The sequence below is a fragment of the Plantactinospora sp. WMMB334 genome, from assembly GCF_049179095.1.
Taxonomy (GTDB): domain Bacteria; phylum Actinomycetota; class Actinomycetes; order Mycobacteriales; family Micromonosporaceae; genus Plantactinospora.
The window spans coordinates 5,439,891-5,453,216 of sequence record NZ_JBMHME010000002.1 but is presented as its reverse complement, the minus strand read 5'-3'; the positions used below and the strand labels follow the sequence as shown (position 1 = coordinate 5,453,216).

Here is a 13,326-nt window from a genome sequence, read left to right as displayed (position 1 = left end):
GTTCATCGCTGCGGTCGCCAGTGCCTGCCGGCGCTCTACCCACATCCGTGCGCCGGCTCAGAACTCGCGGTACATGACGTGCAGGCCGACCCGGCCCAGCGTCGGATGGGCGAAGGCGCCGGGCACGGTGCCGACCACGGCGAATCCCAGCCGCCGGTAGAGGGCGACGGCCCGCCGGTTGGACTCGGCGACGGCGTTGAACTGCATGCCGGCGTACCCGTTCCGGCGCGCCCAGTCCAGGGCGTGCCGGCAGAGGGCGGTGCCCACGCCCCGACCCCGACCCTCGGCGGCGACCATGAAACTGGCGGTCGAGACATGTGCGCCCGGACCGGGCCGGTTGGTCCCCATCTTTGCCGTGCCGAGCAGCCGGCCGTCCGCCACGGCCACCACCGTCAGTCCGGGCGGTGACTCGACCCAGACGTCGTACGCCTGCTCGGCGGTCATCCCGGGGTCATAGGTGAACGACTCTCCGGCCCGTACGACATCCCGGACGATCGGCCACACCCGGGGCCAGTCGGCGGGGGTGAACTCGCGGATCCGCACGGCGCGAAGGTAGCCGTGCGGTTGGAGCGCGGCAACCGGGACTGCCGCGGGTCACCCGGTCAGTTCGGTGTCGCCGGTTGGTCCGGTGCCGCCGACGAGGCGGCGTCGCGGACCACGCTGTCGATGAAGCCGTAATCCCGGGCCTCGGCAGCGGTGAACCAGCGGTCCCGGTCGGCGTCCCGCACGATCTGGTCGTACGTCTGCCCGGCGTGCCGGGCCACCAACTCCAACAGCATCCGCTTGGTGTGCAGCATCTGCTCGGCCTGGATCGCGATGTCGGAGGCCGTGCCCCCCATCCCGCCGGAGGGCTGGTGCATGATGATCCGCGCGTGCGGCAGGGCGTACCGTTTGCCGGGCGTGCCAGCGCAGAGCAGGAACTGTCCCATCGACCCCGCCATGCCCATCGCCACGGTGGACACGTCGTTGTCGATGAACCGCATGGTGTCGTAGATCGCCATGCCGGCATAGACCGAGCCGCCCGGCGAGTTGATCCAGAGGTTCACGTCCCGCGCCGGGTCCTCGGCCGCGAGCAGCAGTAGCTGGGCACAGATCCGATTGGCCACCTCGTCGGTGACCTCGCTGCCCAGGAAGATGATCCGCTCCTTCAGCAGCCGGCTGTAGACCGCGTCGTCGAGGGCGCCGTGTGGCTCTTCTCCGCCCCGCGCCCGGGGAGTGTGCAGGTCAGTCATGCCAGCAACGTAGTGACGGCCATGGCTGGTTGTCTCGTGCTTACGCTGTCGGCGCACCTCTTCAGCCATCGGCGGAATCGGCTCGGGCTCTGCCGGCGGGCGACGGTACGTCGTCATGCGTGACCCGGAGGGCAACGAGTTCTGCGTCGCCTGATAGGAGAAGTGGCCTACTTGTCACAGGGGCTTTGTGTCCACCTCACCGGTCGACGTGTTCGGTATGTCACGGGTGGATGCTCACCGACTGTCACGAGCCGTGCCGGGAATGGCTGCCCGCCCCCTTGCCGCAGGAAGTATGGCGGGTGACAATTGGTCGTCGGCCGTGAGCCACGGTAGCGGATCGTATCTGACCCGGGGGGAATGGGCATATACATCAGAATGCTGGGGCCGATTTCGGCGATCGTCGAGGACCGCCACGTGGAGCTCGGTCCTGCGCAGCAGCGAGCGGTCCTGGCGGCGCTGCTGGTGGATGCCGGCAGACCGGTCCCGATGGAGGAGTTGGCCGCCCGCGTGTGGGACCGCCCGCCAAAGGCGGCCCGCAGCGCGTTGTACGCCCATGTGTCACGGCTTCGCGGGCTGCTGGCCGAGCTGGCCTCGGAGCAGGTGTTCCTGGAACGGCTCGGCTCGGGCTATGCGCTGCACGTTCCCCGCGAGCGGGTGGACCTGCTGCGATTCCAGGACCTCGTCAAGAAGGGCAGCCCGGCGGACGCGCCGCAGGACCGCCGGGCGGCAGCCCTCGGCGAGGCGTTGCGGCTGTGGCACGGTGTCCCGTTGACCGGCCTGGATACGATCTGGGCCGCAAATATCCGACATTCCTGGGAGATTCAGCGAACCACTGCGGCGGCAATGTGGGCGGCTGCCGAGTTCGACCTCGGCCGACCGGAAACCGTTATTTCCCAGCTTACGATGCTGGTCCCCTCCCGGCCGCTCGCCGAATCGCTCGTCTACGAATTGATGCGCGCTCTCGCCAGCACCGGCCGCACCGCCGAAGCCCTGGACTGGTTCGACCGCACCCGCAAGCACCTGGCCCAGGAACTGGGCTCCGACCCTGGAAAAGCACTGCAGGACCTGCACATGGCCATCCTGTTGGGCACCACCGAGGGGCGGCGGCGACCACCGAATGAGAAACCGGAGATTCCCCCGAAGGCGGCGGTACCAGCACAACTGCCCGCCTACGCCCCGGGGTTCACCGGACGGACGGAGCATCTCCAGCGCCTGAATCAGTACCTCGCCGCCGGGGAGCGGGCGATGGTGATCTCCGGCCCGGCGGGTGTCGGCAAGACGACCCTTGCCGCACACTGGGCACACCACGTCCGGGACCAGTTTCCCGACGGTCAGCTGTACATCAACCTCCACGCCTTCTCCAGCCAGATGCCGCCACAGCAGCCGGCCGAGGTGCTCGCGCGGTTTCTCCGGGCACTCGGTGTGCCGCCGCAGGAGGTGCCGATCGACGTGGACGACGCTGCCGCGCTCTTCCGGTCGATGGCCGCCGACAAACAACTCCTCATCCTGCTGGACAACGCGGCCTCGGCCGACCAGGTCCGGCCCCTGCTGCTCGGCTCGGCGCGGTGTCTGGTCCTGGTGACCAGCCGCAACCGGCTCAGCCGGCTGGTGGCGTGGGACGGGGCCCGGCGACTCAGCCTCGACGTCATGACCGAACCCGAGGCGGTCGAGCTGTTGACCGGCCTTCTCGGTGACGAGTACGCGGCCGACGACCAGGCGCTGCGCGACCTCGCCGCCGCCTGCGGCTGCCTTCCGCTCGCGCTGCGCATCAGCGCGGCACGGCTGTCGGACCGGCCGACCCAGCGGCTCGCCGACTTCGTCTCGGCCCTGTACGCGGGAGACCGCCTGAACGCGCTGGCCGTCTCCGACGACGACCAGATCGCCGTACAGACCGCCTTCGACCTGTCCTACCAGGCACTGCCCGAGACGGCACGTCGACTGTTCTGCCTGATCGGCGCGTTCGCCGGTCCCGACTTCTCCACCGGATCCGTCGCGGCGCTCATGGGCCTGTCCGACGAGGACGCCGACCGGGTGCTGGACCAGCTTGCCGCCATGCACATGATCCAGCCGGTCGCCGACAACCGATACACCTTCCACGATCTGTTGCGGCTCTACGCGCAGCGGCGGTGCGCGGTGGAGATCGGCGACGCCGAGCGGCGGTCGGCCCTGCGACGACTCTGCGACTTCTATCTGGCGGTCGTCGACGCCGCCGCGAAAATCCTCTATCCGCAGGTGTTCCGGCTGCCGAGACTGCCGGACTGGCCGACGCGCGTGGCGGTGGCCTTCACCGACCACCGGCAGGCGAAGTCCTGGCTGGATGACGAGCGAGAAAATCTGGTGACCGTGGCACAACGGGCCATGGACGACGGACTGCACGAACCAGCCTGGTTGATCGCAGACTGGCTGCGCGGATATCTCGGCCTACAACAGCCGTTCCGGGACTGGTTCGTCCTCGCCGAGACCGGGTTGGCGGCGGCGGCGGTCAACGGGAACCTGCTCGGACAGGCCGCCGCACACCACAGCCTGGCCCAGGCGAGCCACAGCATCAGCCGGTTCGAGGAGGCACTCGATCACCTGGCGAAGGCCAGGGGCCTGAGCGCGGAGGGCAACTGGCTCGAAGGCCACACCGCGGCACTGTGCAATCTCGGCGTCGTCTACGCCGACCTCGGTCGGCTGAGGGAGGCTCTGGAGCAGTTCACCCAGGCGTTGGAGGCCAATCAGCGGGCAAGGAGCCTGGTGGGCACCGCCGTTAACCTGGAGAACCTGGGTGACGTCCACCGGCTGATGGCCGACCTGGACAAGGCGATCAGCTATTACACGGCCGCGCACACGTTGTACACCGAAATCGGCTCGCCGCCTGGGCAGGCGAGCACGCTGACCAGTATGGGGGCCGTGTACCACGGGCTCGGCGACCCGTCCGCCGCGGCCTACCACGCCGAGCGTGGCCTGGCGATGCACCGGGAGAGCGGCAACCAACTCGGCCAGGCCGCCGCCCTGACCATCCTGGCCCGGATCCAGTGCGCCGCCGGCCGGGTGGACGCGGCGGTCGAGTCCGCCCGCGCCGCCATCGGCATCAGCGGGGAGTTCGGCGACCATCGGACCAGGGCCGACGCTCACAGCGCCCTCGCGGAGGCACTCGAGGTCGGTCGTCGCGTCGACGAGGCGTTGCGGCACTACGAGATCGCGTACGCCACCGCGTCGGCGGCCAGGATCCCCTACCAGGAGGCGCTGGCCGCGCTGGGAATGGTCAGGATGCGCGCAGACTGGGGCAACGCCACGGAGCGGGCGCTGGCCCAGACGTCCCTGCGGACCGCCCGGCGGGCCGGGTTCCGCAGCATCGAGGGCAGCGCGCTCAGTCTGCTGGCCGAGTTCGATCTCCATGAGGTCGAGTGATCCCATGGCTCAGCCGGGCGAAATAGGCCGGGCTGACCCCGACCAACTGCTTGAAGTGCCGGCACAGGTGTGACTGGTCGTAGAAGCCGGCGGCGGTCGCCACGTCGGCCGGCGGAATTCCGGCGAGAAGCAGCCGCCGGGCGTGTTCCACCCGGCGACCGGTCAGGTAGCGGTGCGGCGGCAGACCGTACTCCCGGCGGAATATCCGGATCAGGTGGACCGGGTGCGCCTGGAGCAGTTCGGCGGCATGGTCCAGCTGGATGCCCTCGGCGGTGTGCTCGTCCAGCAGCTCACGTAGCCGGCGGGCCAGCCGGCGTTCGCGACGTACCGGTGGTTCGACGGATCCGCCGCTCAGATGGGCCCGCAGCCGTTCGCCGATCAGGACCAACCGACAGTGCGCCTCCAGGTCGTCGCCCCCTTGCGCGAGCAGGTCGTGGAGCTGACCGACCCGGGTCCGCAGCAGCGGGTCGCACAGCTCGGGGGCGTCGACGGCCGGACCGACCATCGTGTCGTGCAGCAGGGTCTGATCCAGGTACAGCACTCGCTTGCGCAGGCCGCCGGGCGCGGCGACCCGTCCGTCGTGCGGCAGGTTCGGCGGCAGCAGCGTGATCGTGGCCCCGAACGCGGTGTGCTCCCGGTGGTCGAGCTGGTAGTGCACCGCTCCACCGTCGACGATCAACAGGGTCCAGGCGTCGTGCGTGTGTACCGGGTACTCGTGCTTGGCGTACTCGGCGTGAAAGACTTCGATGATCCCCGCTACCGGCGGCCGCCACGCCGCGATCATCGCGTCCGACGGAGCCCTCACTCGCTCGCTCCCCGAGTCATGCCGTCGCGGCAGGCGCACGCGACTGTCGAGAGCGCCGACGATACTCCAGCCGCGCACCGGACACGGGTCCGGGCCGAAGACGCCCACCCCGACAGGGGTTAGGAACGTCCAAGAAGAGCCGTCGTCGGATGGACATACTCATCGGCGGACAGAGCAGCGCCCTGGACGTGTCGGGGCATTCGGTGACGACTGATGCGCACCAACATATGTGTCGATGCGGGGTGGGGAGCGAACGCCATGACGATCAACCAGGCTCCGGTGTCTTCTGGACACATGCCGTTGTCGGTGGGCCAGGAACAGCTCTGGTTCCTCGAGCAGATGGTGCCCGGCCTGGCGACGTACAACGTCGCGACGGCGCACCGGATCAGGGGACCGCTGGACGTCGCCGCGCTGCAGGCGGCCGTGACGGCGCTCGTCGCCCGTCACGAGGTGCTGCGCGGCACCGTCTCCGGTGGGGACGGCACGCCGACGATGGTGATCGCGCCGGCGTCGACGGTGCCGCTTCCCGTGGATGACCTGTCGGCCGAGCCGGCGGAGACCCGGGAGGACCGGCTGCGCGACCGCCTGGCCGTGCACACGGCCGCGCCGTTCGACCTCGTCGCCGGGCCGCTGTACCGCTTCAGGCTGTTCCGGCTCGGCCCGCAGGAGCATGTGCTGGCGCAGGTCTACCACCACATCGTGACGGACGGCTGGTCCACCAGCCTGCTGCTGGCGCAGCTCGCGGAGACCTACGCCGCCGCCTCGCGCGGGGAGCCGGTGCCCAGCGCGGCGCCGGGCGGTGACTACGGCGGCTATGCCGCTCGCCAGCGGGAGAAGCTGCTCACCGGCGCGTTGGAGGAGCAGCTCCAGTACTGGGAGACACAGCTGCGCGGACTTCCCCCGCTGGAGCTGCCGAGCGACCGGCCGCGACCGGCCGAGCCCAGCTACTCCGGCGCCTCGCTCAGCGTCGACCTGCCGGCGAACGTCCTGGTGGCGGCGCGCCGGCTCGCCACGAACGAGAACGTCTCGCTCTTCATGGTGCTGGCGACCGCGCTCACCGTGGTGCTGTCCTCCTACACCGGTGAGGCGGACGTCCCGGTCGGTACGGCCGCGCTGGGTCGCAGCGATCCCGACCTGGAGGAGGTGGTCGGCTACTTCACCAACATGGTGGTGCTGCGGACCAGCCTGGCCGGCGATCCCACCTTCGACGAACTGCTGGCGCAGCTCGCCGACACGATGCTCGACGCCTACGACAACCAGGACGTCCCGTTCGAACGGGTGGTCGACCGGGTCCGTCCGCACCGCGACCCCGGCCGCAACCCGCTGTTCGGCGTCTGCGTGCAGGTGCTGAACGGACGCACCTCCGGAACCGTCCTCGACCTTCCCCACCTGACTGTCGAGCCGGTCGACGGCACGTCGCTCGGCGCGCGGTTCGATCTGTCCCTGACCTTCGTGGAGTCGGAGGACCGGCTCCGGCTGTTCGTCGAATACGCGACGGACCTCTTCGACGCCTGGCGCATCGAGGACTTCGTCGGCCACCTGGAGCGCGTACTCACCGCGGCCTGCGCCCGGCCGAGTACCCGGGTCTCGGAGCTTCCGATACTCAGCGATGACGAGCGTGCCAAGCTGCTGGCGGCCGGTACCGGCGAGATGCTGGCCCACCGCGCCGAACCGGTGCACGCCGCGATCGCCCGGCGGGTCCAGGCGCAGCCGGACCACATCGCTGCCGTGTACGAGGGCACCAGCCTGACCTACCTGGAACTGGACCGCAAGGCGTCCGCGGTCGCGGCCTACCTGCGCAGTCGCGGCGTCCGGCATGAGCAGATCGTGGCCGTGGCGATGGAACGGGACCTCGACGCGCTGGTCGCGCTGCTCGGCGTCCTGAAGGCGGGGGCCGCGTTCGCCATCCTCGACGCCAACCATCCGGCCGACCGCCTGGAGTACCTCCTCCGGGACACCGCCGCCTCGATCGTGCTGACCCAGAACCGGTTGCGGGAGCGGATCCCGGAGGCGACGTCCCGGTCGATCGTGGAGGTCGACACGGACTGGAAGGCGATCGCGGCGGCCGGGGCCGACGCCGCGCCACTTGAGGAGGTGGCGGGGCGCGACTCGCTCGCGTACGTCATCTACACCTCGGGCTCGACGGGCCAGCCCAAGGGGGTCCTGATCGAGCACCGGGCGCTGCAGTCCTTCATCGCCTCCTACCGGCGGGTGTTCGAGCTCGGGCCACACGACCGGATGTTGCAGTTGGCCGCCCTCTCCTTCGACATGTCGCAGGGTGAGATCTTTGCCGGGCTCACCGCCGGAGCGACCCTGATCCTGGTCGACAAGGAGTCCGGTTCGGCGCCCGACGCGCTCGCGGCGCTGATGCGGGCCCAGCAGGTCAGCTACATCTGCATGTCGCCGACCATGCTGGCGCTTGTCGAGAGCGGGCCGTATCCGCACCTGCGCAAGATCATGGCGGGCGGCGAGGCGGTCACCGCCGAGACGGTCAACAAGTGGAACCTGCCCGGCCGGCGGCTGATCAACTGTTACGGGCCGACCGAGGCCGCCGTCGGCTGCACCACCTACGAGTGCCCGCACCGCCCGGCGCGCGGCGCGCCTCCGATCGGCGCCCCTTTCACCGACCGCCGGATGTACGTGGTCGACGCCGCCGGCCGGCTGGTCCCCCGCGGGGTGGCCGGCGAGCTCCTGATCGGTGGCGAGGAAGGGCTCGCCCGGGGCTATCTCAACCAGCCGGAACTGACGGCGGCGGCGTTCGTGGACGACCCGTTCCACCCCGGCGGCAAGGTCTACCGCAGCGGCGACATCGTCCGCTGGACCAGCGACTACCAGTTGGAGTTCCTCGGGCGCCGGGACGGCCAGGTGAAGCTGCGCGGACTGCGGATCGAGCTTGAGGAGATCGAATCAGTGCTCATCTCGCACGAGGATGTCGGCGTCGCGGCGGTCGCGCTCCGGCCCGACCGTCGGGGCGACGACCAGCTCGTCGGCTACGCCACACCGGCCGCCACCCGCGTTCCCGACCCGGCCGACCTCCGCGCCCACCTGGCCAGGCAGCTTCCCGATTACATGATCCCCTCGGCTTGGGTGATCATGGACGAGCTGCCGATGACCACGGCGCGCAAGGTCGACCGGAAGGCGCTTCCGGAGCCGGTACTCGCCGATCCCGCCGACGAGTACGTCGTGCCGGCCACCGAAACCGAAGAGACCGTCGCCGCCATCTACGCCGCGGTGCTCGACGTGGAGCGGGTCAGCGCCACCGCCGCGTTCTTCGCGGTCGGCGGCAACTCGTTGCAGGCCATGCGGGTGGTGAGCCGGCTGAACAAGGTCTTCGGCGTCAAGGTGCGGGTGCGGACCATGTTCGCCGACGCCACGGTACGGGTGATCGCGGCCGAGGTGGAGCGCCTTCTGGCGGCCCGGACCAGAGGGGGACCGGGCAATGCTGTCTGACATCCTGGTGCCCCTGGGCGCCGACGGCGACGGGGCCCCGGTGTACTGCGTGCACTCCGCTTCGGGGTCCTGCCACACGTACCTGCCGCTCGCCACCATGCTCGACCACCGGCCGCTGATCGGCATCGAGGCGCCCGGCTACGACGACGGTGAGGTCCTGTCGGGCGGCCTGGCCGCGCTCGCGGACGCATATGCCCGGGTCGTCGACGTGCACCGTAAGGACCGGCCGGTGCACCTGCTGGGCTGGTCGATGGGCGGGGTCCTGGCGCTGGAGATGGCCGCGCGGCTGCGGTCCACGGGCTGCCCGGTCCCGCTGGTCGTGCTCATCGACGCCTGGGTGCCGACCGGGGAACCCACGCCGCCGGACCCGGCCCTGCGCGCACGGTTCGTGGCGGGCTTTGCCGCCGACACCCTCGGCGGGGTCGCCGACCGGACCGCGGAGATACTACGGGTCTGCGCGGAGGAGGGCACCGGCGAGGAGGCGTGGGACCGGTTGCGCGCCCACGGCTGGCTTCCGGACGAGCTGGACTCCGAGACGCTGGACCAGCGCTTCGCCGTGTTCCGCAACAACGTACGCGCCCTCAACGAGCACCGGGTCCAGCCCGGTCACCCGGGCCCGGCCATGGTGATCAGGGGACAGCACTCACCGCCGGAGACGCTGCCGTGGGCCGACCTGATCGACGACGTCCGTGAGGTGACGCTGCCGGGCGACCACTACTCGCTGTGGCACGACGCCGGTCCAACCAGACTTGCCACGGTCATCGGGGACGCGCTCCGACAGACGTCCACCGCCGCTCTCCGAGGCCCCTGGTGACCGCGCAGGACACGACCGTCGCCGGCGACCGGCGCAGTCTGTGGCGCAACAGCGACTTCCTCAAGTTCTGGTCCGGCGAGACGCTGTCGCTGTTCGGCACCCAGATCACCATGCTCGCGCTACCGCTCACCGCCGTGATCACGTTGAACGCGCAGCCCGAGGACCTGGGCATCCTGCGCTTCCTCCAGATGGTGCCGTACCTGTTGTTCGGCCCGCTGTTCGGGGTCTGGGTCGACCGGCACCAACGGCGGACGGCGATGATCGGCGCCAACACCGTACGCATGATCCTGATCGGGCTCGTCCCGCTGCTGGCGGCGTTCGACGCGCTGACCGTACCGCTGCTCCTGGCGATCACCTTCGGGGTGGGCATGGCCGCCGTGCTGTTCGACGTCAGTTGGATGTCGTTCGTGCCCACCCTGGTCCGGGATTCCGACTACCTGGTCGAGGCCAACGCCAAACTGGCCACCACCGCCGCGACCGCCGACGCCGCCGGGCCCGGGGTGGCGGGTTCACTGGTGAACCTGCTCTCCGCCCCGATCGCGATCGCCGCCAACGCCGTCACCTTCCTCGGCTCGGTGCTCTCCCTCCTCATGATCCGCACCCGCGAGGCGGTGCCGGTCCGCTCGTCGCGGCGGCGACCCGCCGCGGATCTGGTGGAGGGGCTCCGCTTCGTCGTGGGGAACACCTACGTACGCTGGGTCGCCGTGGTCGGCGCGATGGCGAACTTCTTCATGTCCGCGACCCAGCCCATGTTCATCCTCTACGCGGTGCGGGACCGCGAGGTACCCCCCTCCGTGCTCGGACTGATGCTGACCATCGGCGCGTGCGGCGGCATCCTCGGCGGACTGACGTCGCAGCGACTGGTGAGCCGGCTGCGCCTCGGGCACGTCTACGCCGGCGGTCTGATCATGGCCTTCGCCTCCTCGCTGCTGCTTCCCGCCGCCTCTGGTCCGACGTGGGTGGTCTACGCCATGTTCACCGCCGCGTGGTTCCTGGGCTTCACGGGACTGAGCATCGTCAACGTGGTGATCATGAGCCTTCGGCAGACGGTCACCCCGCCGCACATGCTGGGCCGGATGAACGCCGCGGTGCGCGCGGTCATGTTCGGCGTCGGCGCGCTCGGCGGCCCGATCGCCGGCACCATCGCCGCGGTGGCGGGGGTACGGGAGGCGCTCTGGGTGTCCACCTCCGCCAGCGCGCTGTTCGTCCTCAGTGTGCTGTTCTCACCGGTCACCAGGCTCCGGACGATGCCGGCCGCCGCCACGACCGACTGACGGGTCTAGAGACCACGTACCAGCCCGCCGTCGCAGCGCAGGGCGACGCCGGTGATGTAGGAGGCCGGCGCGCCGCAGAGGAACGCGGCGGCGGCGGCGAACTCGGCGGGACGCCCGTAACGGCCGGCCGGGATGGTGGCGACCGACGCCCGCTCGACCTCGGCGACGCTGCGACCCGAGCGTCGCGCGTTCGCGGCGTCGATCGCGGCGGTCCGGTCGGTCGTGATCCGACCGGGCAGCAGGAGATTCACCGTGACACCGTCGGCGGCGACCTCCGCGGCAAGCGTTCTCAGGTAGCCGGTGAGCGCGGCCCGACCGAGGTTGGAGAGCGCCAGGTTGGGCAACGGGGCCACGACGCCGCTGGACCCGACGGCCAGGATGCGCCCCCAGCCGGCCGCCCGCATCGCGGGCAGCGCGAGCGAGACCAGCCTGACGTGCGGGCGTACGAGTCCCTCGAACGCGGCGTCCACGTCGTCGATGTCGATCTCCGCCGCCGCCGCGGGCCTGGGCCCGGGCCCGTTGAGCACGAGAATGTCCGGCGGGCCGAAGGCATCCACCGTCGCCGCGAACAGTTCGGCCGGACCGTTCTCATGGAGCAGGTCCACGTCGACACCGACGGCCCGGGGAAGTCCGCCGGCGATGTCCGCGGCCCGTCCGGCTCTCCGGCCGCAGAGCACGGTGTTCGCGCCCTCCTCGGCCAGGGTCCGCGCGATCGCCTCGCCCAGGCCACCGGTCGAGCCGCAGACCAGCGCGGTACGTCCGGCCAGACCGAGATCCATCTCCTCATCTCCTCACCGACGCATCTCCCCGCCGACGCATTTCCCCACCGACGCGCGACACGCGGGCGCAGCCGGGTTCGGCTGCGCCCGCGTACCCCGGGCGACCGGCCTAGCGGCCGGCGACCCGGTCGAGAATCTCGTCCCCCTCGCGGTTGTGTTTCGCGGTGATGACCTTCTGGTGCGGGTCGGTGGACATCACCTGCTGGAGCACGGGCGCCTGAGCCGAGACGTCCGTGCGGGGCGACCAGAGCGGGCCGTTGTAGAGGACCCGCAGGTCGGTGACGCTCAGTCCGCTGATCCGCTCCAGCCGGGCCGCCAGTTCCCCGTCCTCCGCGCCGGCCAGGAGACCGCGGATGCGCTCCTCGTCCTGCACCAGCTCCGGATGCTCCCCGGCCAGAAAACCGTGCAGATTGACCGCCCGTCCCGCGAAGGGTGAATACACCATGCAGACCAGGTGCGTCTCGGTCAGTCCGAACGCGTCCGCCGCGTACTGGGCGGCCACCCTGCGCATCGTCTCGACGCCGGCACTTGTGCTGTAGCGGGCCCGCATCTCGTCGACCAGATGCGGCGGGAAGTGCTTACGCTCCATCAGACCCAGGGCGAAGTCGACGTACTGGTCGATGCCCTCGCCGTAGGACCGCCGGTACGCCCGCTCGGTCCGCAGCCCACGCAGGTGGGCCATGAGGGCGGGGTTGGCGCAGTCGGACTCGGTGAAGTTGAAGGCGATCTCGTCGAAGACGAACCCGAGGTGGTCGGTCAGGAGTTGCCAGTGCGCCCCCGAGGCATAGCTGGTGTAGTCGTAGATCGAAAAGAACCTCAACCCGGTGGGGACGTCAGCCGTCACCCCCCGCTCCTGGATCCGCTCGACATTGCCGGTCCCGTGGATCTCCTGGAAGTACACCTGCGCGAGTCCGTTGAGCGTCTCCAGCGTGCCTTGAAGCCTTTACCGCCGTCGGCCGGCTTCTGGCCCGCGTCCCGCGCCAGCTTGCGGATCCACAACGCGTAGTCCCGCTGCTCACGGGGAGAGTCACCGGTGATGATCAGGTCCACCCCGTCGCCGTGCCGGGCGGCGACGCCGAAGGAGTTCGCCACGTTCAGGTTGCAGGCGTTGCAGAAGGTGGCCCGTCCATCGCCGTAGGCGCGGTGGCCGGACATCAACATGTCGATCCGGTTGAATTCGAGCAGCCGGTACGGCATGGCCCGGTCCCGCTCGAAGGCGCGGACCTGGTCGCCCTCCAGCAGCAGCAGTTCGGTGTTCGGGTCGCCGTAGACACCGAGCGCCTGATACGTCCGGTCGATGTTCAGCATCACCTGGTACGGCATCCCACCGTGCCGCATGGTGACGAGGCGCAACGTGAACGTCTCGCCGTACCGCTCGGCGAGGGTCAGGTGCACGGCGCGGACGAACGCCACCGCGTACGCGCTGTCCTTGCCGCCGCCGTACGCGACCATGACGATGTTCTTCCCCAGTTCGTCCGGCCGGGGGAGGGCCTCGTACAGGTCCGTGGCACAGCGTTCGACCGCCGGCACGTCCCGCTCCGGCAGCGCCTTCCGCAGGTCGTTCAGAATATGCATCGAT

General features: G+C 70.2%; 10 protein-coding genes. 4 read left to right on the top strand and 6 right to left on the bottom strand.

The window, feature by feature from the left end:
• Positions 1 to 57: 57 nt before the first annotated feature.
• Entirely contained in the window at positions 58 to 543 is a 486-nt protein-coding gene (locus ACN27G_RS23265; RefSeq protein WP_421494882.1) for a GNAT family N-acetyltransferase, read from the bottom strand.
• Between the two features lie 59 nt (positions 544 to 602).
• Positions 603 to 1,232: a ClpP family protease gene (locus ACN27G_RS23260; protein ID WP_421494881.1), complete on the bottom strand. Its 630-nt coding sequence runs from the start codon at positions 1,230 to 1,232 to the stop codon at positions 603 to 605.
• Positions 1,233 to 1,646: 414 nt separating this feature from the next.
• Here ACN27G_RS23260 and ACN27G_RS23255 point away from each other — a divergent pair, with 414 nt between their 5' ends.
• Positions 1,647 to 4,625, top strand: coding sequence for a BTAD domain-containing putative transcriptional regulator (locus ACN27G_RS23255; protein ID WP_421494880.1), 2,979 nt, complete (start codon positions 1,647 to 1,649; stop codon positions 4,623 to 4,625).
• Here the strand turns inward: ACN27G_RS23255 and ACN27G_RS23250 are convergent.
• On the bottom strand, positions 4,585 to 5,430 hold the full coding sequence (locus tag ACN27G_RS23250; RefSeq protein ID WP_421494879.1) for an AraC family transcriptional regulator: 846 nt from the start codon (positions 5,428 to 5,430) through the stop codon (positions 4,585 to 4,587). The two genes, ACN27G_RS23255 and ACN27G_RS23250, sit on opposite strands and share 41 nt — an antisense overlap.
• Before the next feature lie 294 nt (positions 5,431 to 5,724).
• Here ACN27G_RS23250 and ACN27G_RS23245 point away from each other — a divergent pair, with 294 nt between their 5' ends.
• The 3 genes from ACN27G_RS23245 to ACN27G_RS23235 are packed head-to-tail and all read left to right on the top strand — an operon-like array spanning position 5,725 to position 10,968.
• Positions 5,725 to 8,880: a non-ribosomal peptide synthetase gene (locus ACN27G_RS23245; RefSeq protein WP_421494878.1), complete on the top strand. Its 3,156-nt coding sequence runs from the start codon at positions 5,725 to 5,727 to the stop codon at positions 8,878 to 8,880.
• Positions 8,870 to 9,694 carry an alpha/beta fold hydrolase gene (locus ACN27G_RS23240; RefSeq protein WP_421494877.1) on the top strand — a complete coding sequence of 275 codons (825 nt, stop codon included), beginning with the start codon at positions 8,870 to 8,872 and terminating at the stop codon, positions 9,692 to 9,694. Before ACN27G_RS23245 ends, ACN27G_RS23240 begins: the two co-directional genes overlap by 11 nt.
• Entirely contained in the window at positions 9,691 to 10,968 is a 1,278-nt protein-coding gene (locus ACN27G_RS23235; RefSeq protein ID WP_421494876.1) for an MFS transporter, read from the top strand. Before ACN27G_RS23240 ends, ACN27G_RS23235 begins: the two co-directional genes overlap by 4 nt.
• 5 nt (positions 10,969 to 10,973) lie before the next feature.
• On the opposite strand, the gene ACN27G_RS23230 is transcribed toward ACN27G_RS23235, so the two are convergent.
• The 3 genes from ACN27G_RS23230 to ACN27G_RS23220 form a co-directional block, all read right to left on the bottom strand.
• On the bottom strand, positions 10,974 to 11,747 hold the full coding sequence (locus tag ACN27G_RS23230; protein WP_421494875.1) for an SDR family oxidoreductase: 774 nt from the start codon (positions 11,745 to 11,747) through the stop codon (positions 10,974 to 10,976).
• A 109-nt stretch (positions 11,748 to 11,856) separates the two neighbouring features.
• Positions 11,857 to 12,591: a hypothetical protein gene (locus tag ACN27G_RS23225; RefSeq protein WP_421494874.1), complete on the bottom strand. Its 735-nt coding sequence runs from the start codon at positions 12,589 to 12,591 to the stop codon at positions 11,857 to 11,859.
• A complete protein-coding gene (locus tag ACN27G_RS23220) occupies positions 12,588 to 13,322 on the bottom strand; it encodes a hypothetical protein (RefSeq protein ID WP_421494873.1) in 735 nt (244 codons plus the stop codon). Before ACN27G_RS23220 ends, ACN27G_RS23225 begins: the two co-directional genes overlap by 4 nt.
• Positions 13,323 to 13,326: the final 4 nt, after the last annotated feature.

Excerpts from the sequence above, each read along its gene's own strand:
- ACN27G_RS23260 (WP_421494881.1), bottom strand. The coding sequence starts at position 1,232 with ATGACTGACCTGCACACTCCCCGGGCGCGGGGCGGAGAAGAGCCACAC.
- ACN27G_RS23245 (WP_421494878.1), top strand. The coding sequence starts at position 5,725 with ATGCCGTTGTCGGTGGGCCAGGAACAGCTCTGGTTCCTCGAGCAGATG.
- ACN27G_RS23240 (WP_421494877.1), top strand. The coding sequence starts at position 8,870 with ATGCTGTCTGACATCCTGGTGCCCCTGGGCGCCGACGGCGACGGGGCC.
- ACN27G_RS23230 (WP_421494875.1), bottom strand. The coding sequence starts at position 11,747 with ATGGATCTCGGTCTGGCCGGACGTACCGCGCTGGTCTGCGGCTCGACC.
- ACN27G_RS23220 (WP_421494873.1), bottom strand. The coding sequence starts at position 13,322 with ATGCATATTCTGAACGACCTGCGGAAGGCGCTGCCGGAGCGGGACGTG.